The following is a 21,199-nucleotide window of genomic DNA, read 5'->3' on the forward strand; positions in this document are numbered from 1 at the left end:
TACGCCGGGTGCGGGGGGCCCGCCATGCGGCGCGGGCCCGACGCTAGGGTGGCGCGGACACGACACGCAGGACGGGGTGGGAGCGATGGTACGGACGCGTCTGAAGCTGGCGGCGACGCTCACCGTGGTGGTCCTCGCGCTGACCGGTTTCCACACCGGCAAGGGCGGCCACGGCCACGGCAGCAGTGGCGGCAGCGGGAAGAGCAAGAGCGGCAAGAGCAAGAGCCGGAGCCACTCCGGCCACGATGACGACGACTCGGGCGGCGGCTGCTCCAGCGACGAGCAGCGCAACGACGACTACGAGGACTACGACGGCTCGAACGGCTCCACGCCCAGCGCCAGCCCTTCCCCCACCTCCGCCCCGGTCGAGGTCGTGGTCGTCGACTGCGTGAAGCCCGCCCAGAAGAAGCGCAAGGGCAGGCCCGCCCGCAAGGCGGACACCACGTCCACCCTGAGGATCACCTCGCACGACGCCCTCGCGGGGACGTACGAGGTGACCCTGGAGTTCAAGGGGGTCACCGGTTCGGCGGTCGACTCGGTCACCACCGTCGTCACGGTCGGCGGCTACGAGGACAGGACCTTCGAGGTCGCGATGAAGAACCCGAAGGCCGTCGACAAGGTCAGGAACTGCTACGTGTACGACGTGCGGAAGAAGTAGTCCCGGCGGGGGTCGGCTCCAGCGGATCGGCGTCGTGCCGAGGCGGTTCATCGCAGCCGGTGCCCGCCTCCCCTCCGGACGAACAGCTCCGCCTGCCGGTCCGCCGGCAGGTTCCCCAGGGTCACCAGGTGCGGGGCGTGGGCGAGGGCCTGGGAGCGGGAGGGTTCCTTGGTGGACCAGAGGGCCCGGACCGTGCCCTGGACGGCCTCCGTCGGGTAGGAAGCGATGACGGCGGCGGCCTCGCGGGCGGCTTCGAGCGCCCCGCCCGGCCCGGTCACCTCGCTGACGAGCCCCGTCTCGTACGCGCGCCGGGCGGTGACCCGCTCGGCGGTGCCCATGAGGGCCATCCGGGCGATCTCCCCGTACGGCATCCGCTGCGCCATGTGGACGGTCTCGAAGGCGCTGACCATCCCGTAGGCGGTGTGCGGGTCGAAGAAGGTGGCGCTCTCGCCCGCGATCAGGAACTCCGCCTCGCCGAGCAGGTAGAAGGCCCCGCCGCAGGCCATGCCCTCGACGGCGGCGATCACCGGTTTCCACAGGTCGTTCGCCTTGGGGCCGATGGTGAGGAGGGGGTCGTCGATCGTGTACGGGGAGGAGGGCTGCGGCACCCTTCCGGCGTCCTCGCGGTCGATGCCGGTGCAGAAGGCCCGCCCGCCGGCCCCGGTGACGACGATCGCGCGGACCTCGTCCTCGTACCGGAACCCCCGCCAGAAGGCGGAGAGTTCACGGGCCATCCCCAGGGTGATCGCGTTGTGCTTCTCCGGCCGGTCGAGGGTGACGACCGCGACCCCGGTCTCCTTGTCGCGCTCGACGCGGACGCTCATGACCGCTCCAGGAGCCAGCGGGGGACGGTGACGCCGTCGACCTCGGCGAAGGCGACGCGGACGGCGGCGCCGATGCGGAGCCGGGCCGGGTCGACCGAGTTCAGCGGGGCGTCAGGGGTGGCGACGACGTTCCCGGCGAGACGGATGCGGGGGGCTTCGGCGAGCTCGACGAGGACCGCGTTGTACGGGGCCTGGGCGGCGTACTCGGGCAGGAGCGGCGGGTGGGGGAGGACGTACGACCAGATGCGGCCGCGTCCGGACATGAGCCGCCACTCGCTGTCGAAGGACCGGCAGTGCGGGCAGCAGGGGCGGGGCGGGAAGCGGAGCTCGCCGCAGTCGGGGGCCGCGCAGGCCTGGACGCGGAGCTCGCCCCGGGCGGCGTACTCCCAGAAGGGGGCGCCGTCCTCGTCGACGACCGGTGTCAGCATGACGGGGTCAACTCCTCAGGATCGCAGCAGGATGGCGGATGTGGGGACGCCCTCGCCCGCCGTGACCAGGCAGGTGGCCGCGTCGGGGACCTGGGCGGTGGAGGTGCCGCGGAGCTGCTTCACGCCCTCGTTGATGAGGTTGAAGCCGTGCACGTACGCCTCGGAGAGCCCGCCGCCGCCGGTGTTGAGCGGCAGCCGTCCGCCGATCTCCAGGGCGCCGCCCTCGGTGAAGGCGGCCCCCTCCCCTCGTCCGCAGAAGCCGTAGCCCTCCAGGGAGAGCGGGACGAGCGGGGTGAAGGCGTCGTAGATCTGGGCGACGTCCACGTCGGCGGGGCCGAAGTCGGCCTGCTTCCAGAGGTGGCGGGCGGCGGTCCAGGCGGGGCCGGAGAGCGGGTCGTCGTTCCAGTAGTTGACCATGCCGTGGTGCTGGGAGGGCAGGCCCTGGGCGGCGGAGTGCACGTACACCGGCTTCTGCCGGCAGTCGCGGGCGCGCTCGGCGGAGACGATCACGCAGGCCAGCGCCCCGTCGGTCTCCAGGCAGTTGTCGAAGAGGCAGAGGGGTTCGCTGATCCAGCGGGCGGTCATGTACATCTCGCGGGTCAGCGGCCGCTCGTACATGATCGCGGCGGGGTTCTGGTTGGCGCGGTTGCGGCAGGCCAGGGCGACGTTGAAGAGGTGGTCGCGGGTGGCGCCGTACTCGTGCATGTAGCGGCGGGCGAGCATCCCGATCTCGTCGGCGGGGCGGAGCAGCCCGAAGGGGCGGGTCCACTGGCCGGGGGTGGGCAGCTGGACGGCGGTGTTCTTCCAGGGGCGGGGCCCGGAGCCGCGCTTCCGGGACCGCCAGGCGACGCCGACGCTCGCCTGCCCGGTGGCGACGGCGGCGGCGAGGTGCCCGACGGTGGCGCAGGAACCTCCCCCTCCGTACCCCACCTTGCTGAAGAAGGTGACGTCACCGGCCCCGATGGCCTTCGCCACCTCGACCTCGTCGGTCTCCTCCATCGTGTACGAGGCGAAGGCGTCGACTTCCGAGGGGTCGATGCCCGCGTCGTCGAGGGCGGCGAGGATCGCCCGGCAGGCGAGGGTCTTCTCGGTCTCGGGGAGCTGTTTCGCGAAGGCGGTCTGTCCAATTCCGACGATGGCCGTGGCGTCCTTGAGCACCGAACCTCCTCATGGGGCAGCACTGCTGACAGCGCGTCAGGCTACAACTAATCTGACGGATAGTCAGCTACGGGAGGTGGGGTATGGACGCGAGCATGGACCCGGACGGCGACCCGCGCGGTGACCTGGAGTGGGGCACGATCCCCGGGCTCGTACGGGCGGCGGCCGAGCGGTACGGGCCGCGGGAGGCCGTCGTCGACGGCCGCGTCCGCGTCAGCTACGCCGAACTCGGCGAACGCGTCGAACGGGCCGCCGCCGCCTGCCTCGCCACCGGGATACGGACGGGGGACCGGGTCGCGGTCTGGGCCCCCAACACCCTCGACTGGATCGTCTCCGCCCTCGGCGCCGTCACCGCCGGCGCCGTCCTCGTCCCCCTCAACACCCGCTTCAAGGGCGCCGAGGCCGCCGACGTCCTCCGCCGCTCCCGCGCCAGGCTGCTCTTCGTCACCGGCACCTTCCTCGGCACCTCGTACGTGGCCTCCCTGCGCCGCTCGGGCATCGCGCTCCCCGACCTGGAGCGGGCGGTGGTCCTCGGTGACACCGCCCCCGACGAGCCGGGCTGGACGACCTGGAAGGCCTTCCTCGCGGCGGGCGACGGCATCCCGGCCGCCCGGGTCCGCGCCCGCGCCGACGGCATCGACCCCGACGCCCCCTCCGACATCATCTACACCTCCGGCACCACCGGCCGGCCCAAGGGCGCCGTCATCAGCCACGCCCAGTCCCTGCGCTGCTTCGCGATCTGGTCCGAGCTCGCCGGCCTCGCGGAGGGCGACCGCTACCTCGTGGTCAACCCCTTCTTCCACACCTTCGGCTACAAGGCCGGCATCCTCGCCTGCCTCATGCGGGGCGCGGTGATCATCCCGCAGTCCGTCTTCACCGCCGACACCGTCCTCGCCAACATCGCCGCCGAACGCGTCACCGTCCTCCCCGGCCCGCCCACCCTCCACCAGTCCCTCCTGGACCACCCGTCCCGCCCCGCCCCCGGCCTCTCCACCCTCCGCCTCGTCGTCACGGGCGCCGCCGTCGTCCCCCTCCGCCTCGTCGAACGCCTCCGCACCGAACTCGGCGTGACCACGGTCCTCACCGCGTACGGCCTCTCCGAGGCGAGCGGCATCGTCACCATGTGCCGCCGCGACGACCCCGACGAGACGGTCGCCACCACCTCGGGCCGCCCGATCCCCGGCACGGAGGTCCGCCTCTCCGACACGGGCGAGGTCCTGGTCAGGGGCCACAACGTCATGCGGGGCTACTTCGAGGACGAGGCGGCGACGGCGGCGACGACCGACCCGGACGGCTGGCTCCGCACCGGCGACATCGGCGTCCTGGACCCGTCGGGCAACCTCCGCATCACCGACCGCCTCAAGGACATGTTCATCGTCGGCGGCTTCAACGCCTACCCCGCCGAGATCGAACAGCTCCTCGGCCTCCACCCCGACATCGCCGACGTCGCCGTCATCGGCATCCCCGACCCCCGCCTCGGCGAGGTCGGCAAGGCCTTCGCGGTCCGCCGACCGGGCGCGGCCGTCACCGCGGACGACCTCATCGCCTGGTCCCGGCGCGAGATGGCCAACTACAAGGTCCCGCGCGAGGTCGAGTTCGTGCCCGAACTCCCGAGGAACGCGAGCGGGAAGGTGGTGAAGGGGGAGCTGCGGGCGCGGGGCTGAGGGTCCGGCCGACGGGCCGGCCGACACGAGAGGAGGGGCCGGGCATCTGCCCGGCCCCTCCTCGTGCGGCGGTCCGATCGCGTTGCGCACGGTCCCTGCCCTGACGGTTCCCCCTGGTTCCGTCGGGCGTCCCCCGAGCCCGTGTGCTCCCCCGTCGACCGGACCTCCCTGGTTGGCCCCGGCGGCTCCCCCGAAGTCGCCGCCGCGGCCGTTCCCCGTCGGGAGTGGCTTAGTTGGCCGGCTCGGACGTGGCGTGCAGGTCGTCGGTCGTGGCGACGGGCGCCTGATCCCGGGTGAGGATCTTGTCCGCGATCGCGTTCGCGGGCTCGGACGTGGCGTGCAGGTCCTTGGTGACGATCTGCTCGCTGCCGGTACCCGTGGCATGCAGGTCCTGCGGCTTGACGATCGGGTTGGTGGCGTCGATGTCGCTCATGACGGTCCCCTCCTGGTGGATGGCTTCGCGTGCTGGTGGGTGGAGCCCGTCCGGCTGTTCCCCCGTGGACGGTCGGACGGGCTCCTCAGGGCCGTTCACCCTAGTGCGTCCGGGTGATGACCTCACCGGCGACCCGCCTGCCCCCCGACGCGACGGATCGTTGAGAAGAACTCTGCCGGGTGGCGATAAACGAATGATGAACGAGCCTCGGCGGGCCTGGGGTCAGGCGGCCGTCTGGCGGGCCAGCAGCGTCCTGACCTCGGACGCCTCCGGCACCGACAGCTCCTCGTAGATGTCCAGCGCTTCCTGCCAGCAGACCTGGGCACGGCCCGACTGCCCGATGCCCGCCAGGGCCCGGCCGAGCACGGTGAGGACCTGACCCCTGCGCCAGTCGCCGCCGATGCCCCGGAGGACGGTGAGCGCCTTCTCCGCGCACGCGGCCGCGGCCCCGTACCGCCGGGCCGCGATGTCGACCTCGGCGATGCGGAAGAGGCTCATGCCCTCCCACAGCCTCTGGCGGCAGTCGACGAAGACAGCGAGGGCCTCGCGGAGCCGTTCGCCCGCTGCCGCGAGCTGTCCGCTCTCGGTGAGCGCGAGGCCGAGGGCGTAGCGTCCGTTCGCTCCCCTCAGGGCGTGGCCCATCTCGTCGTACCTGTCCACGCCTTGCTGGGCCATGCGGACGGCGTCCTCCTGCCGGCCCGTCGCCAGGCGGATGCGGGAGAGGTTGCAGAGGGCCGCGGCTTCGCCGGCCCGGTCCCCGGCCTTGCGGAACTCGGCGATGGCCAGGGTGAGGTGCCTGTCCCCGTCCTCGTACCGCGTCTGGTAGAGCGCGATGGCGCCCCTGGCGTTCGAGGCCCAGCAGGTGGGGAGCGGATCGTCCACGGACCGGGCCATGCGGACGACCTCCTCGGCCTCCTGCTCGGCCTGGTCGAAGCGGCCCTGATGGTGGTGGACGTACGCCAGCGTCAGCGCCGCCCGCCCCTCCGCCCGTACGTCCCCCGCCCCCTTCGCCGCCTCCCGCAGCACCGTCGCCACCGCCTCGTACTCCTTCGAGTTCGCCCCCGACTCCGCGAGGTCCAGCGAAGCCCACAGCAGGTCGACCCCCCGCCGCAGCGTCGACGGGGACGAGGCCGACTGGCGGACGGTGGCCAGGAGGGAGTTGGCCTCGGCGTAGAGCCAGTCCTGGGCCTGGTGGCGGTCGGTGAAGGCGAGGCCGTCGTAGGAGGTGGGTTCGAGGTGGTCGACCAGGCGGTCGCCGGGGCGCTCGATGGCGTACACCCGGGCCGCCGTCGAGAGGTAGAAGTCCAGGAGGCGCGACAGGGCCGCCTCCTTCTCCGACGGGGGCTGTTCGTCGCGGTCCGCGCATGCACGCGCGTAGAGGCGGACGAGGTCGTGGTAGCGGTAGCGACCGGGAGCCGCGGACTCCAGGAGGGAGGTGTCGACGAGGGCCTCCAGGAGGTCCTCCGTGTCCCAGAGGGGGAGGTCCAGGACCGCCGCCGCGGCGACGAGCGAGATGTCCGGGCCGTCCGCCAGGCCCAGGAGGCGGAAGGCGCGGGCCTGGGCCGGTTCGAGCTGGCCGTAGCCGAGTTCGAAGGTGGCCTTGACCGCGAGGTCGCCCGCCTGGAGTTCGTCGAGGCGGCGGCGCTCGTCCGCGAGCTTGGCGGCCAGGACGGAGACCGTCCAGGTGCGGCGGGCCGCGAGGCGGGAGGCGGCGATGCGGATCGCGAGGGGGAGGAAGCCGCAGGCCGCGACCACGTCGAGGGCCGCCTCCCGCTCCGACTGCACCCGCTCCTCGCCCACGATCCTCGTGAACAGCTGGAGGGCCTCCTCCGGGGACATCACGTCCAGGTCCACCAGGTGCGCGCCCGCCAGGTCGACCATGCGGATGCGGCTCGTGACCAGGGCCGCGCAGCCCGACGTGCCGGGGAGCAGGGGGCGGATCTGGGCCGCGTCGCGGGCGTTGTCCAGCAGGACCAGGACCCGGCGGCCGTCGAGCGTCGAGCGGTAGAGCGCCGCCCGCTCGTCGAGCGAGTCCGGGATGGCCGAGTCCGCCGTGCCGAGGGCCCGGAGGAAGGAGCCGAGGACCGTCTCGGGGGCGGCGGGGCGGTTGCCGGCGCCCTGGAGGTCCACGTACAGCTGGCCGTCCGGGAAGTGCGGGCGGGCCTCGTGGGCGACGTGCACGGCGAGCGTCGTCTTGCCGACGCCGCCGATGCCCGCGAGCGCCGAGACCGCCATGACGTGGCCCTCGGCGGTGGCGAGCCGGGCGCCGAGTTCGCGTACGAAGGCGCCCCGGCCCGTGAAGTCGGGGACCGTGGCCGGGAGCTGGGCCGGGCGGGCCATGGGGGCGGCGGCGGGCGCGGGCTCCTCGACCGGGCGGGCGAGTTCGGCGTCGGCCTGGAGGATGCGCTGCTGGAGGCGGGAGAGTTCGGGGGTCGGGTCGACGCCGAGCTCGTCGGCGAGGAGGCGGCGGGTGTCCGCGTAGACCGCGAGGGCCTCCGCCTGCCGTCCGCTGCGGTAGAGGGCGAGCATGAGGAGTTCGCGCAGGCGCTCCCGCAGGGGGTGCGCGGCGGTGAGGGCGGTCAGTTCGGAGACGGCCTCCGCGTGCGCGCCGACCTCCAGGTCGATGTCGAGGCGGGTCTCCAGGAGGGTGAGGCGCCATTCCTCCAGGCGGGCCCGCTGCGTCTCGGCGTACGGGCCCGGCACCGAGGCCAGCACCTCGCCGTCCCACAGGTCCAGCGCCTCGGCGAGCCTCGCCCGCGCGGCCGTCCGGTCCCCGGCCGCGCGCAGCTTGTCCGCCTCGGCGGCCAGCTCCTGGGCCTCGGTCACGTCGAGGGCGGTGGTGCGGATCGCGTAGCCGCCGGACTCGCTGACCAGGACGTTCGGGTCGAGGGCCTTGCGGAGCCGGGAGGCGTACGTACGGACCGCGGCGAGCGCCTGCGAGGGCGGTTCCTCGCCCCAGAGCGCGTCGATCAGCTCGTGCGCGGTGGCGGTGCGGCCGCCGCGCAGGAGCAGCGCGGCGAGCAGGGCGCGCTGCTGCGGGGAGCCGGTGGGGACGGGTGCGCCGTCGCGCCAGGCGCGGACGGGGCCGAGCACGCCGAAGCGGAGCCCTCCGCCGGAGGCGTTCGTGTCGGTTTCGGCGTGCACGTCGGCCTCCGCGTCTGTGCCGGTGTCCGTCACTTCGCCCACCGGAGCCGTCGGGCTCATCCTCGGAGCCCGCTGCGCCGGAACTCGCGGCCCGTTCTCACGGTCCATCGCTCCCCCTGCCCCTACCGCTGGTTTCGCCCTGGACAGTCTGCCTTGTCCGGAGGGGGTCCGTCAGCATCGGGTCGGCCGTTGTGGAGCCGTGACCCCCGGGGTTCCGGCCCCCAACAGCTGACGGACCGTCAGATCAGCGCTACCGTGAAAGCCATGGAGACCTTCCCGAAGATCATCTCGGTGGACGACCACACCGTGGAGCCCCCGCACGTCTGGCAGGACCGGCTCCCGTCCCGGTACCGCGGCACCGGACCCCGGATCGTCCGCGCCCCCCTCAAGGAAATGACCTTCCTCGGCGGAAAGTTCGCCCCGGTCATGGGCGAGCGGGGGGACGACGGGCCGATCGGCGACTGGTGGGTGTACGAGGATCTGCACAGGCCCCTCACACGCCTCGACACCGCCGTCGGCTACGACCGGGACGAGATACGCCTCGAAGTCATCACGTACGAGCAGATGCGGCCCGGCTCGTACGACGTCGCCGCCCGGCTCGCCGACATGGACGTCAACCACGTCCAGTCCGCGCTCTGCTTCCCCACCTTCCCCCGCTTCTGCGGCCAGACCTTCACCGAGGCCTCCGACCGCGAGCTCGGGCTGCTCTGCGTCCGCGCCTACAACGACTGGATGGTCGAGGAGTGGTGCGGGCCCGAGGCGTACGGACGCCTGATCCCGCTCACCCTCATCCCGCTCTGGGACCCGGAGCTCGCCGCCGCCGAGGTCCGCCGCAACGCCGCGCGCGGGGTGCGGGCCGTCGCCTTCTCCGAGATCCCGCCGCACCTCGGGCTCCCCTCGGTCCACACCGACCACTGGGACCCCTTCTTCCGCGCCTGCGACGAGACCGGCACGGTCATCGCCATGCACATCGGCTCCTCCAGCCGGATGCCGTCCACCTCGGCGGACGCCCCGCCGGCCGTCGGCTCCACCATCACCTTCGCCAACTGCTGCTTCTCGATGGTCGACTGGCTGATGAGCGGCAAGTTCGAGCGCTTCCCGAACCTGCGGATCATGTACGCGGAGGGGCAGATCGGCTGGATCCCGTACATCCTGGAGCGCGCGGACGTCGTCTGGGAGGAGAACCGGGCCTGGGGCGGCGTCGCCGACAAGGTCACCCGGCCGCCCTCGGAGCTCTTCGCCGGCCACGTCTTCGGCTGCTTCTTCGACGACGCCTTCGGGCTGCGCAACCTCGACGCGATCGGGGCGGCGAACGTCCTGTACGAGACCGACTACCCGCACTCGGACTCCACCTGGCCCAAGTCGAAGGAGGTCGGCGAGGCGCAGATGGGGCACCTGCCCGGGGACGTCGTCGAGCGGATCGTACGCGGCAACGCGATCGACCTCCTCGGACTGTCGCCGGAGGGCCTCTGGCGTCCGTAGGCCCGGCTCGTCCGGGGGATCACGGCCGGGTCCTCCTCGGAGGGCCCGGCCGTTCGTCACCTCATCGGCCCAGTGGGGCGGCCTCCTGATGGCGGAGTGTCAGGGAGTGCGCGCAAATAGTAGTCAAGTGTGCGTTTCTTGCACATCACGAACAGCCATGTGGACGTCCCCTCCGGGGGGTGTCCGCGAACGGAGCCTGAGAGACATGACCCCCGACCTCCCGCATTTCCCCCCGGCGGACGACGACGCAGAACACATAGGACCGACCGCCCCGCCCCGCCCGTCGGTTGTCTCCTCGGTCTCGGTGCTCCCGGCCACCTCGGTGCTCCCCGCCGCTTCGGAGGCCCCTGTCGCCTCGGAGGCCCCTGTCGCTCCGGAGGGCTCTGTCGCCCCGGAGGAGCAGACCGCTCCGGAGGCCCCCGCCTCCCGTGACGAGCCGGGCGACGAGGTGGGCGACGAAGCGGTCCGCACGCTGCTGACGACGGCGGCGACCGAGCGGCCGGTGGAGGAGGTCGCCGCGCTGGTGGCCCGCCTCCAGGAGACCGGCGAACTCTCCAGCCCCGCCGACGTGGCGCTCCGCGCCGCGGCCGTCACCCGCCCGCTGGAGGAGGTGCGCCAGCTGCTCGCGCTCCTGAACGCCTCCGGATACGACCTCCACCAGGCCGAGACCACGCTCCGCGCCGCGGCGGTGGGCCGGCCGGTCGAGGACGTGGTCCGGCTCGTCGGCATCCTCGGCGCCGACAGCAGCGACTGGCGGTCCACCGGGGGCGGGGGAGCCGCACCGGCCACCACCGCCACCGCCACCAAGAACGCCAACGACGCCAAGAACGCCGGCGACGTCAAGAACGCCGGCGACGTCAAGAACGCCGCCACCGCCAAGAGCGCCAGGAAACGCGGCACCGCCAGGTCCCCCCTGGACGGCGCCCTGGCCGCGGGCCCCGGCAGCCACACCGCCTCCTCGCCCGCGCTGCGCTCGGTGCTGCGGTGGCCGGCGGCGCTCGCGCTGTTCGCCTGCGGTCTCATCCACCTGCCGACGGACCTCTCGGGCCTGCGCTCGGGCGGCGACGCGCAGGCGCTGTCCGTGGTCGTCACCGTGCTCTGCCTGGCGTGCGCGGTGTGGCTCGCGGCCCGGGACACCCTGATCGCCTGGGCCGCCGCCGCGGGGACCGCCGTCTTCGTCATCGCGCTCCACGGAGTCGCGGGCGCCCGTGGCGGCGACCTGCTGGGCGGCAGCCTCGGCACCTCCTTCGCCTGGGCGAAGGCGCTGGCGCTCCTGTGCGCCCTGGCCGTCGTCTGCCTGGCCGGCACGGCCGTGGTGCGCCACGTGAGGGCGGCCGGCGCGGCGGGCAACGTCTGACACACCGGAGTACGAGGAAAGCCCCGGAGTACGAAGAAGACCCCGGAGCACGAAGAAAGCCCCCGCCCGGACGGCCCCGCGCCGTCCGGGCGGGGGCGCGTCGTCCCCCACCCCTTGCCTGATGGGTCGTCAGGTACGAGCATGGGCCTGCTCGTCGAAGTGACGATCCGTCAGATCCAGTGCAAGGGGGTCCCCATGGTGGTCTACGGCATGCAGCTGCCGGTCCAGTCGCAGAGCACCCTCTACGCCGAGCCCTGGGAGGCGGCCGCCGGCCCGGCGGATCTGCTCGCCGTCGCGCGCGCCGCCGACGCCCACGGCTTCGACTACCTCGCGAGCTGCGACCACGTCGCCATCCCGCGCCGGCTCGCCGGGCCGATGTCCACCGTCTGGTACGACCCGGTGGCCACGCTCTCCTTCCTGGCCGCCGCGACCGAGCGGGTCCGGCTGCTCGCGCACGTCGCCGTCGTCGGGCTGCGCCATCCGCTGGTGACGGCCAAGGCGTACGCGACGCTCGACCACCTCTCCGGCGGCAGGCTGGTCCTCGGGGTCGGCGCCGGGCACGTCCAGGAGGAGTTCGAGGCGCTCGGGGTGGACTTCGCGCGCCGGGGCGCCGTGCTCGACGAGACGCTCGACGCGCTGCGGGCGGCCCTCGGGCCCGAGGAGTACCCGGAGCACCTGGGGGAGCGGTTCGCCTTCAAGGACCTCGGGCAGCTGCCCCGGCCCGCGCAGGAGCGGGTCCCGCTCTGGGTGGGCGGCTCCTCCCCGGCCGCCGTGCGCCGGGCCGCCCTCAAGGGGGACGGCTGGCTGCCGCAGGGCGACCCGCGCGACAGGCTCGCGGCGCAGATCCAGCGGCTGCTGCGGCTGCGCACCGAGGCCGGGATCGCCGAGCCGGTCACCGTCGGCGCGATCACCGAGGCGCTGTACGTCGGCACGCCCGGCTGGGAGGTCGGCCGGCGCACCCTGAGCGGCCGGCCGGAGGAGCTCGCGGCCTCCCTGCGCGCGTACGGGGAGATGGGCGTGCACCAGATCCAGGTCCGGTTCCGGTCCCGGAGCCGTACCGAACTCATCGACCAGATGGCGGCCTTCGGCACGGAGGTCGCCCCCCACCTCTGAGAAGCAGGGAGTACGGACATGGGCAAGCTCGACGGGCGGGTCGTCCTCGTCACCGGCGCGGCGCGCGGGCAGGGCGAGCAGGAGGCCCGGCTGTTCGCCGCCGAGGGCGCGAAGGTGGTCCTCGGGGACGTCCTGGACGAGGCCGGGGAGGCGCTGGCCAAGGAGCTGGGGGAGGAGCGGGCCGCGTACGTCCGCCTGGACGTGACGAGCGAGGACGACTGGACGGCGGCCGTGGCGGCGGCCAGGGAGCGCTTCGGGAAGATCGACGGGCTGGTGAACAACGCGGGCATCCTCCGCTTCAACGAGCTCGTCTCGACCCCGCTCGACGAGTTCCGGGCGATCGTCTCCGTCAACCAGACCGGCTGCTTCCTGGGCATCCGCACGGTCGCGCCCGAGATCGCGGCGGCCGGCGGCGGGACGATCGTGAACACCGCCTCGTACACGGGGATCACCGGCATGGCCGGGGTCGGCGCCTACGCGGCGAGCAAGCACGCCGTGCTCGGGCTCACCCGGGTCGCCGCCCTGGAGCTGGCCGCGAAGGGCATCCGGGTGAACGCGGTCTGCCCGGGGGCGATCGACACCCCGATGAGCAATCCGGAGGGCGTGGACCCGGCGGCCACCGCCGAGCTGTACCGCAAGCTCGTGCCGCTCGGCCGGATCGGGCGGCCGGAGGAGGTGGCGGCCCTCGCGCTCTTCCTGACCGGGGAGGACTCGGCGTACATCACGGGCCAGCCGTTCGTGATCGACGGCGGCTGGCTGGCGGGCGTGAGCCTGTTCTGACGAGTCGTCAGGTATTGACGCACCCCCCGCGCGGTGCGAGAGTCGGGCACATCAAGGAATCTGACGACTCGTCAGAAACGATGAGGACGGTGAACCCCCTTGGAATTCGGGATCTTCGTACAGGGATACGTCGGCAAGCGCGCCGAGACCGATCCCGAAGCCGAGCACAAGGCCCTCATGGAGGAGACCGAGTACGTCATCCAGGCGGACAGGTCGGGCTTCAAGTACGCCTGGGCCTCCGAGCACCACTTCCTGGAGGAGTACTCGCACCTCTCCGCCAACGACGTCTACCTGGGCTACCTCGCCCACGCCACCGACCGGATCCACCTCGGCTCCGGCATCTTCAACCCCCTCGCCCCCGTCAACCACCCGGTGAAGGTCGCCGAGAAGGTCGCCATGCTCGACCACCTCTCCGGCGGCCGCTTCGAGTTCGGCTCCGGGCGCGGGGCGGGCTCCCACGAGATCCTCGGGTTCATGCCGGGCATCACCGACATGAACCACACGAAGGAGATCTGGGAGGAGACCATCGCCGAGTTCCCCAAGATGTGGCTCCAGGACGAGTACGTCGGCTTCCAGGGCAAGCACTGGTCGCTGCCGCCCCGCAAGGTCCTCCCCAAGCCGTACGGGAAGTCCCACCCCGCCATGTGGTACGCGGCCGGTTCGCCGAGCTCGTACGCCATGGCGGGCAAGATGGGCCTCGGCGTCCTCGGCTTCAGCGTCCAGAAGGTCTCCGACATGGAGTGGGTCGTCGAGTCCTACAAGAACGCGATCAAGGAGGCCAAGGCGGTCGGCGACTTCGTCAACGACAACGTCATGGTGACCTCGACCGCGATCTGCGCCGAGACCCACGAGAAGGCCGTCGAGATCGCGGTCGGCGGAGGCCTCAACTACCTCCAGTCCCTCCTCTTCCGCTACCACGACACCTTCCCGCGCCCCGAGGGCATCCCCGAGTGGCCCGAACTCCTCCCCGAGTACTCGGCGGAGATCATCGAACTCCTCATCCAGGAGGAGCTGATGATCTGCGGCGACCCCTCCGAGGTCCTCGCCCAGTGCAAGCGGTGGGAGCAGGCCGGCGCCGACCAGCTGTCCTTCGGCCTCCCGATCGGGATCTCGTACGAGGACACGATGAACTCGATCAAGCTGATCGGCGAGCACGTCATCCCGAAGATCGACACGGACCCGGTCCACCGCACGACGCGCTTCCGCCAGGCGGCGGGGAACTGACCCCACGCACGAACGCGGGGCGGTGTCTTCCCGGACCGCCGCCCCGTACCGGCCCCGGCCGGGGCCCCGCGGCGGCCCCGGTCCGGGGCACACCCGTGTGGAGAGAAGAGAAGGGACCGCCATGCTCGACCACCTGATCAAGGGCGCCACCGTCGTGGACGGCACCGGCGCCCCCGCCCGCGTCGCCGACGTCGGCATCCGCGACGGGCGGATCGTCTTCCCCGAGCCCGGGGAGACGGCGACCACCACCGAGGACGCCACCGGCCTCGTCCTGGCACCCGGCTTCGTCGACCCCCACACCCACTACGACGCCCAGCTCTTCTGGGACCCCTACGCCACCCCCTCCATGAACCACGGCGTCACCACCGTCGCCGGCGGCAACTGCGGCTTCACCCTCGCGCCCCTCCACCCGGACCGCCCCGAGGACGCCGACTACACGCGCCGCATGATGTCGAAGGTCGAGGGCATGGCCCTCAAGGCCCTGGAGGAGGGCGTCGACTGGAGCTGGTCCTCCTTCGCCGAGTACCTGGACGCCCTCGACGGCCGCATCGCCGTCAACGCCGGCTTCATGGTCGGCCACTGCGCCCTGCGCCGGTACGTGATGGGCCCGGACGCGGTCGGCGGACAGCCCACTCCCGAACAACTGCGGCAGATGGTCGACCTCCTCAAGGAGGCCATGGACGCCGGCGCCTGGGGGCTCTCCACCACCCAGTCCTCCACCCACTCCGACGGCGACGGCGCCCCCGTCGCCTCCCGGCACGCGGGACCCGCCGAGCTCATCGCCCTCTCCAGGGCCGTCGGCGAGCACGAGGGGACCCAGATCGAGGCCATCCTCGCCGGCTGCCTCGACCAGTTCTCCGACGACGAGATCGACCTCTTCGTCGAGATGACCGTCGCCGCCGGGCGGCCCCTCAACTGGAACGTCCTCACCATCGACGCCGCCGTCCCCGAGCGCGTCCCCCGCCAGCTCACCGCCTCCGAGCGGGCCCGCAAGTCCGGCGGCCGGATCGTCGCCCTCACCATGCCGATCCTCACCCCCATGAACATGTCCCTCGGCACCTTCTGCGCCCTCAACCTCATCCCCGGCTGGGGCGAGGTCCTCGCCCTCCCCGTCCCCGAGCGGATCGCGAAGCTCCGCGACCCCGACGTACGGGCCGAGATGCTGCGGCGCGCCGACTCGAAGGAGGCCGGGGTCTTCCGGCGGCTCGCGCACTTCGCCCGGTACGTCATCGGGGACACGTACAGCCGCGAGAACGAGGGCCTCACCGGCCGGGTCGTCGGCGACATCGCCGCCGAGCGCGGCCAGGACCCCTTCCAGGCCCTCGTCGAGATCTGCGCCAACGACGACCTGAGGACCGTCCTGTGGCCGATGCCCAGCGACAACGACCCGGCCTCCTGGGCGCTGCGCCGGGAGACCTGGGACCACGAGGACGTCCTGCTCGGCGGCTCCGACGCGGGCGCGCACCTGGACCGCATGTGCGGCGCCCCGTACACCACCCGCTTCCTCGGCGACTGCCTGCGCGGCCGGAAGCTGGTCCCCCTGGAGCGGGCGGTGAAGATGCTGAGCGACGACCCGGCCCGCCTCTTCGGGCTCCGGGAGCGCGGCCGGATCGCGGAGGGCTTCCACGCCGACCTGGTCCTCTTCGACCCGGAGCGGATCGACGCCGGCCCGGCGACCCTCGTGCACGACCTGCCGGGGGACAGCCCGCGCCTCGACTCGCGCGCGGTCGGGATCGTGTCGGTGCGGGTCAACGGCGTGGAGACGGTACGGGACGACGAGGTGACCGGCGCGGTACCGGGCAAGGTGCTGCGCTCCGGACGTGACACGAGGACGGTGAGCACGCGATGACCACCCGGACCGAGCGCCTCTACATAGGGGGAGAGTGGGTCGAGCCCGACGGCGGCCACTACGAGGTGATCGACCCGGCCTCGGAGGAGGTCGTCGGCCTGGCCCCGGAGGCGAGCAGGGCCCAGGTGTACGAGGCGGCCGCCGCCGCCCGCGAGGCCTTCGCGAGCTGGTCCCGCACGCGACCGGAGGAGCGGGCGGCGATCCTCGACCGGGCGGCGGACCTGATGGCCCGCGACGCCGAGGAGAACGTCCTGCTCGCCCGGGCCGAGACCGGCGCCACCACCGGCACCGCGCGCGGGATGCAGGTCGCGGTCGGCTCCTCCCGCTTCCGGCGGTACGCGCGGGGGGCCATGGAACCGGTCGAGCAGGCGCTGCCCCCGCAGATCAACGAGGCCGGGCCGATGGGGAGGGCCGGGGTGTTCGGCGCGGTGGCGGTACGGCGCCCGGTCGGCGTCGTCACCTGCATCACCTCGTACAACAACCCCTGGGCCAACCCGGCCGGCAAGATCGCCCCGGCGCTCGCCATGGGCAACACGGTCGTCGTGAAGCCCGCCCCGCAGGACCCGCTCTCCGTGTACGCCATGACCCGGGCCCTGGCGGAGGCCGGCGTCCCGGCGGGCGTCGTCAACGTCGTCACCGGCTCCGCGCGGGCCGTCGGCGAGGCGGCCGTCGACTCCCCGGACGTCGACATGGTCTCCTTCACCGGCTCCACGGCCGTCGGCCAGGCGATCGGCGAGGTCTGCGGCCGCTCGCTCAAGCGGCAGCTGATGGAACTGGGCGGGAAGGGCGCCGCGCTCGTCTTCGACGACGCCGACCTGGACTCGGCGGTGATGGGCATCGGGACGACCTTCGCCTTCTACAGCGGCCAGATCTGCACCGCCCCGACCCGCGTCCTCGCCCAGCGCGGGATCCACGACCGTCTGATCGAGAAGCTCACCGGCTACCTCGCCTTCATGAAGGTGGGTGACCCGGCGGAGAAGGGCACGGTCGTCGGCCCGGTGATCTCGGCGGCCCACCGCGACCGGGTGGAGTCGTACGTCGAGCTGGGGAAGAAGGAAGGGGCCCGGGTCGTCGCGGGCGGCGAGCGCCCGGACTTCGCCAAGGGCTTCTACGTGGCCCCGACGCTGCTCGCCGACTGCACCAACGAGATGCGGGTGGTGCGGGAGGAGATCTTCGGCCCGGTCGTCGTGGTCGTCCCCTTCGACGACGAGGAGGAGGGCATCGCGCTCGCGAACGACAGCGACTACGGACTGATCGACTACGTGTGGTCCGGCGACGTCGCCCGCGCCTTCCGCGTCGCGGCCCGGCTGCGGGCCGGCGGGGTGGGCGTGAACACGATCGGCCGGAACATGGAGGCGCCCTTCGGCGGCTTCAAGAAGAGCGGCGTCGGACGGGACGTGGGCTCGTACGCGCTGCACGCGTACAGCGAGCTCCAGGCGGTCGTCTGGCCGGGGTGACGGCCCCGGGGGACCGGGGTGAGAAGCGTCTCGAAAATTTCACGGGAAATTTTTGAAACGGACATTTGGGGCACAGCTGCGGTTCCCGCATATCGGACACTCGTCGCCGGATCTGTCGGATGGTTGACCATCCTGGTTGGTCGATCTTTCAATCATCGGCGAGTGTCCGGTTCGACCTCGCAATGCAAGGCCATGATCGATCAAATGAGCATCAAGTGAGCGGAGGCTCGTCCTCCGGATATGGAAACCGCAGCATTTAACGTCAAGTTCATGACTCAGGTGGACGTACGGCAGCAAGCCGTGGACACGGCAAGGGGCAACGGCGCCCCGGACGGCACCTCCGGCGTGCGCGGCAAGGGCCTCGGCGGCAACTCCGTGGGCCTCCTCGGCAGCGCCGTCATCGGCATCTCGACCGTCGCCCCCGTCTACTGCCTGACCTCCACGCTCGGCTCCACGGCCGGCGAGGTCGGGCTGCAGATGCCCGCTGTCTTCCTCGCGGGCTTCCTGCCGATGCTGCTCGTCGCGTTCGCGTACCGCGAGCTCAACAAGCGCATGCCCGACTGCGGCACCTCCTTCACCTGGACCGTGAAGGCCTTCGGCCCCAAGGTCGGCTGGATGTGCGGCTGGGGCCTGGTCATCGCGACGATCATCGTGCTGTCCAACCTGGCCGGCGTCGCGACCTCGTACTTCTGGCTGCTCGCCGGAGAGATCAGCGGCAACGACTCGATCGCCGCCCTGGACGACAACAAGGCCGTCCACATCGTCACCTGCCTCACCCTGATCGCCGCCGCGACCGCGATCAGCTACCGCGGCATGACCGCCACCAAGGGCGTGCAGTACACCCTCGTCGGCCTCCAGCTGGCCGTCCTCGCGGTCTTCGTCGTCATGGCCTTCTCCAAGGCCGGCTCGGTCGACTTCCCGACCGGGGCGAGCTTCTCCTGGTCCTGGCTGAACCCCTTCTCCGTCGGCTCCTTCGCCGCCTTCACCGCCGGCCTCTCGCTGTCGATCTTCATGTACTGGGGCTGGGACACCTGCCTCACGGCCAACGAGGAGACCACCGACAGCGACAAGACCCCGGGCCGCGCCGCGCTCATCTCGATGGTCGTCCTGGTCGGCTCCTACCTGGCCACCGGCGTCGCCGCCCAGATGGTCGTCGGCTCCGGCGACAAGGGCCTCGGCCTCGCCAACCCGGAGACCTCCGACAACGTCTTCGCCGCCCTCGCGGGCCCCGTCATGGGCCCCGTCCTCGGCATCGCGCTCTTCGTCGCCGTCCTCGCCTCCGCCGCCGCGAGCCTCCAGACCACCTTCATCCCGGTCGCCCGCACCGTCCTCGCCATGTCCAGCTACGAGGCCCTGCCGCCGTCCTTCGCCCGGGTCCACCCCGTCTTCAAGGTCCCCGGCAAGGCCACCATCGTGGCCGGCGTCGCCACCGGCGTCTTCTACACCGTCATGACCCTCGTCAGCGAGAACGTCCTGGTCGACACCATCTACGCCCTCGGCCTGATGATCTGCTTCTACTACGCCCTGACGGCCTTCGCCTGCGTCTGGTTCTTCCGCGCCGAGCTCTTCACCTCCGCCCGCGACCTCGCCTTCAAGGGCGTCATCCCGGCCCTCGGCGGCCTGATGCTGACGGCCGTCTTCGGTAAGACCCTCTACGACATGTGGGACCCCGCCTACGGCTCCGGCTCCTCCGTCCTCGGCATCGGCTCGGTCTTCGTCATCGGCGTCGGACTGCTGCTCCTCGGCGTGGTCATCATGCTGGTCATGCAGCGCCGCAGCCCCGCCTTCTTCCGCGGCGAGATCCTGACGAAGGAGACGCCGTCGCTGGTGGTCGCGGACTGACGCCCTGCTGAGGCTGAGGCGTCCCTGAAACGCGAGGGTGGCGGGCCCGTGGGGGGTCCCGCCACCCTCGTCTTCTCTCTCGTACCGGTCAGTGATGCCCGGGCAGCAGGCGCTCCACCGCCGCGTTGGCCGGCGGGAGGTCGGGGGTGTGGGCCGGCTTTGCCTTGGGGGTCAGGACGCCGCTGAGGGGGACGACCGAGGGGAGGTTCAGGCCGCTGGTGTCGGCGGCGGCGGTACCGGCGGCGGCGCCCGCGGCACCCGCGGCGGCGAAGACGGTCAGGGCGGCTGCGGTGAGGATCCTCTTCATGCCCGTCGTAACGCGGACGGCGCGGGTCCGGTTACGAGCTACCAGGTCGCGCCGGCCGGCTGCCGGGTCGTGGCGTTGAGCCGGTTGAAGAGGTTGGTGACCCCGAGCCACAGCACGATCTGGGCGAGCTGCCTCTCGTCGTAGTGCCGGGCCGCCTCCTCCCACACCGCGTCCGGCACGGCGTCCGGGCGGTCCGCGAGCCGGGTCGCGTGCTCGGCGAGGGCCAGCGCCGCCCGCTCCGCCTCCGTGAAGTACGGCGCCTCCCGCCAGGCCGCGACGGCATGCAGCCGCTCGTCCGTCTCGCCCTCCTTCTGCGCCTTCAGCGCCCCGCCGACCACGCAGTACCCGCAGCCGTTGATCTGGCTCGCGCGCAGGTGGACCAGGTCCAGGGTGGTGGCGGGCACGTCGCCGCCCGACTGGACGGCCTTGATGAGCTGGAAGATCGCCGGCATGGCCTCGGGCAGGACGGCGGCGGGGTTGGGCATGCGTGCGGGACGGGAGGTCACAGGGGTGCTCCTTAGGATGCGTACATGTACGGGGAAACGAACTGGGCGCTGCGCCCGGGCAGGGCGCAGGACGTCGAGGCGATAGCCGAGCTGCGGGCCGAGGTGATGCGCGAGGACCTGGTGCGCCTCGGCCGCTACGACGAGCACCGGGTGCGCCAGCGGCTGCGCGACGGCTTCTCGCCGGCGCACACCTCGGTGATCGAAGTGGACGGCGCACTCGCCGGATGCGTCACGGTGCGCCCCTACGAGGACGGCGAGGGCCTCTACCTCGAACACTTCTACCTGGACCCCGCCACCCAGGGCCGGGGCCTCGGGACGGCGGTGCTGCGCGAGCTGCTCGCCCGGGCGGACGAGGCGTCGCTCCCGGTCCGCCTGGTGGTGCTCCAGGGCAGCGCGGCCCGCCGCCTCTACGAGCGGGAGGGGTTCGCGTGGGAGTCCGAGGACCCGGTGGACGTGCTGATGGTCAGAAACCCGCGCCCGCCGGCTGGCGGACGGTGACGTTGAGCCGGTTGAACAGGTTCGTGACGCCGACCATCAGGACGATCGCGGCGAGCTGCTTCTCGTCGAAGTGGTCGGCGGCCGCGTCCCACACCTTGTCCGGCACCGCGTCCGAGACGTCCGCGAGCCGCGTCGCCGCCTCGGCCAGGGCGAGCGCCGCGCGCTCCTCGTCGGAGAAGTACGGCGCCTCGCGCCAGGCCGCGACGGCGAACAGCTTCTCGTCGCTGACGCCGTTCTTCCTGGCGCTCTTGGCGCCGTAGTCGACGCAGAACCCGCAGTTGTTGATCTGGCTGGCGCGCAGGTGCACCAGCTCCAGGATCCCCTCGTCGACCCCGCCCTGGCGGGTGGCCTTGATCAGGTTCTGGATCGCCGGACCGGCGTCGGCCAGGAGGTGGGCGGGGTTGGTCATGCGGGGCTGGGGCGTGTGCGTCGTCATGGTGACTGCTCCTCGTTCTCCGTCGTTCGTGCGTCGCTT

General features: G+C 72.3%; 19 protein-coding genes. 11 read left to right on the forward strand and 8 right to left on the reverse strand.

Features of this window, described 5'->3' with window-relative positions; all coding sequences use genetic code 11:
• Positions 1-85: 85 nt before the first annotated feature.
• Positions 86-658 carry a hypothetical protein gene (locus ACH4TP_RS36290; RefSeq protein ID WP_389227484.1) on the forward strand — a complete coding sequence of 191 codons (573 nt, stop codon included), beginning with the start codon at positions 86-88 and terminating at the stop codon, positions 656-658.
• 47 nt (positions 659-705) lie between these two features.
• Here the strand turns inward: ACH4TP_RS36290 and ACH4TP_RS36295 are convergent, their stop codons facing one another.
• Genes ACH4TP_RS36295 through ACH4TP_RS36305 form a run of 3 tightly spaced genes read right to left on the reverse strand, consistent with a single transcriptional unit; the run spans position 706 to position 3,068 of the window.
• Positions 706-1,482: an enoyl-CoA hydratase/isomerase family protein gene (locus ACH4TP_RS36295; protein ID WP_398188269.1), complete on the reverse strand. Its 777-nt coding sequence runs from the start codon at positions 1,480-1,482 to the stop codon at positions 706-708.
• Positions 1,479-1,910 (reverse strand): Zn-ribbon domain-containing OB-fold protein, encoded by a 432-nt coding sequence (locus ACH4TP_RS36300; RefSeq protein ID WP_398188266.1) that lies wholly within the window; start codon positions 1,908-1,910, stop codon positions 1,479-1,481. The genes ACH4TP_RS36295 and ACH4TP_RS36300 overlap by 4 nt, the downstream gene beginning before the upstream one ends.
• Before the next feature lie 15 nt (positions 1,911-1,925).
• A complete protein-coding gene (locus ACH4TP_RS36305) occupies positions 1,926-3,068 on the reverse strand; it encodes a lipid-transfer protein (protein ID WP_398440272.1) in 1,143 nt (380 codons plus the stop codon).
• 83 nt (positions 3,069-3,151) lie between these two features.
• Here ACH4TP_RS36305 and ACH4TP_RS36310 point away from each other — a divergent pair, with 83 nt between their 5' ends.
• Complete coding sequence (locus ACH4TP_RS36310) at positions 3,152-4,732, forward strand: FadD3 family acyl-CoA ligase (RefSeq protein WP_398440273.1); 1,581 nt, start codon at positions 3,152-3,154, stop codon at positions 4,730-4,732.
• Positions 4,733-4,961: 229 nt separating this feature from the next.
• Here ACH4TP_RS36310 and ACH4TP_RS36315 read toward each other — a convergent pair whose 3' ends face one another.
• Together ACH4TP_RS36315 and ACH4TP_RS36320 are read right to left on the reverse strand one after the other, a co-directional pair.
• Complete coding sequence (locus tag ACH4TP_RS36315) at positions 4,962-5,165, reverse strand: hypothetical protein (protein ID WP_389227500.1); 204 nt, start codon at positions 5,163-5,165, stop codon at positions 4,962-4,964.
• Between the two features lie 222 nt (positions 5,166-5,387).
• Entirely contained in the window at positions 5,388-8,417 is a 3,030-nt protein-coding gene (locus tag ACH4TP_RS36320; RefSeq protein WP_398188260.1) for an AfsR/SARP family transcriptional regulator, read from the reverse strand.
• A gap of 156 nt (positions 8,418-8,573) precedes the next feature.
• On the opposite strand from ACH4TP_RS36320, the gene ACH4TP_RS36325 reads away from it, so the two are divergent.
• From ACH4TP_RS36325 to ACH4TP_RS36360, 8 genes are all read left to right on the forward strand, one after another.
• Positions 8,574-9,791, forward strand: a complete 1,218-nt coding sequence (locus ACH4TP_RS36325) for an amidohydrolase family protein (protein ID WP_398440274.1) — start codon at positions 8,574-8,576, stop codon at positions 9,789-9,791.
• A gap of 304 nt (positions 9,792-10,095) precedes the next feature.
• Positions 10,096-11,148, forward strand: coding sequence for a hypothetical protein (locus ACH4TP_RS36330; RefSeq protein WP_398440275.1), 1,053 nt, complete (start codon positions 10,096-10,098; stop codon positions 11,146-11,148).
• A gap of 195 nt (positions 11,149-11,343) precedes the next feature.
• The gene (locus ACH4TP_RS36335; protein WP_398440295.1) at positions 11,344-12,261 is read left to right on the forward strand and encodes an LLM class F420-dependent oxidoreductase; all 918 of its coding nucleotides are present in this window, start codon (positions 11,344-11,346) and stop codon (positions 12,259-12,261) included.
• An 18-nt stretch (positions 12,262-12,279) separates the two neighbouring features.
• Entirely contained in the window at positions 12,280-13,041 is a 762-nt protein-coding gene (locus ACH4TP_RS36340) for an SDR family NAD(P)-dependent oxidoreductase (protein WP_398188251.1), read from the forward strand.
• Positions 13,042-13,140: 99 nt separating this feature from the next.
• Complete coding sequence (locus ACH4TP_RS36345) at positions 13,141-14,265, forward strand: LLM class flavin-dependent oxidoreductase (protein ID WP_389227515.1); 1,125 nt, start codon at positions 13,141-13,143, stop codon at positions 14,263-14,265.
• A 121-nt stretch (positions 14,266-14,386) separates the two neighbouring features.
• Positions 14,387-16,114: an amidohydrolase family protein gene (locus ACH4TP_RS36350; RefSeq protein WP_398188248.1), complete on the forward strand. Its 1,728-nt coding sequence runs from the start codon at positions 14,387-14,389 to the stop codon at positions 16,112-16,114.
• On the forward strand, positions 16,111-17,571 hold the full coding sequence (locus tag ACH4TP_RS36355; RefSeq protein ID WP_389227521.1) for an aldehyde dehydrogenase family protein: 1,461 nt from the start codon (positions 16,111-16,113) through the stop codon (positions 17,569-17,571). Before ACH4TP_RS36350 ends, ACH4TP_RS36355 begins: the two co-directional genes overlap by 4 nt.
• A 270-nt stretch (positions 17,572-17,841) precedes the next feature.
• Positions 17,842-19,413: an APC family permease gene (locus tag ACH4TP_RS36360; protein WP_398188242.1), complete on the forward strand. Its 1,572-nt coding sequence runs from the start codon at positions 17,842-17,844 to the stop codon at positions 19,411-19,413.
• An 88-nt stretch (positions 19,414-19,501) separates the two neighbouring features.
• Here ACH4TP_RS36360 and ACH4TP_RS36365 read toward each other — a convergent pair whose 3' ends face one another.
• A complete protein-coding gene (locus ACH4TP_RS36365) occupies positions 19,502-19,720 on the reverse strand; it encodes a hypothetical protein (RefSeq protein ID WP_398440276.1) in 219 nt (72 codons plus the stop codon).
• A gap of 38 nt (positions 19,721-19,758) precedes the next feature.
• Positions 19,759-20,205, reverse strand: coding sequence for a carboxymuconolactone decarboxylase family protein (locus ACH4TP_RS36370; protein WP_398188472.1), 447 nt, complete (start codon positions 20,203-20,205; stop codon positions 19,759-19,761).
• Between the two features lie 45 nt (positions 20,206-20,250).
• Between ACH4TP_RS36370 and ACH4TP_RS36375 the strand changes: the two genes are divergently transcribed.
• On the forward strand, positions 20,251-20,724 hold the full coding sequence (locus tag ACH4TP_RS36375; protein ID WP_398188239.1) for a GNAT family N-acetyltransferase: 474 nt from the start codon (positions 20,251-20,253) through the stop codon (positions 20,722-20,724).
• On the opposite strand, the gene ACH4TP_RS36380 is transcribed toward ACH4TP_RS36375, so the two are convergent.
• Positions 20,690-21,160, reverse strand: a complete 471-nt coding sequence (locus ACH4TP_RS36380; RefSeq protein WP_398440277.1) for a carboxymuconolactone decarboxylase family protein — start codon at positions 21,158-21,160, stop codon at positions 20,690-20,692. The genes ACH4TP_RS36375 and ACH4TP_RS36380 overlap by 35 nt on opposite strands.
• Positions 21,161-21,199: the final 39 nt, after the last annotated feature.

Source organism: Streptomyces sp. NPDC021012 (assembly GCF_044333355.1).
In the GTDB taxonomy this organism is placed as follows: domain Bacteria; phylum Actinomycetota; class Actinomycetes; order Streptomycetales; family Streptomycetaceae; genus Streptomyces.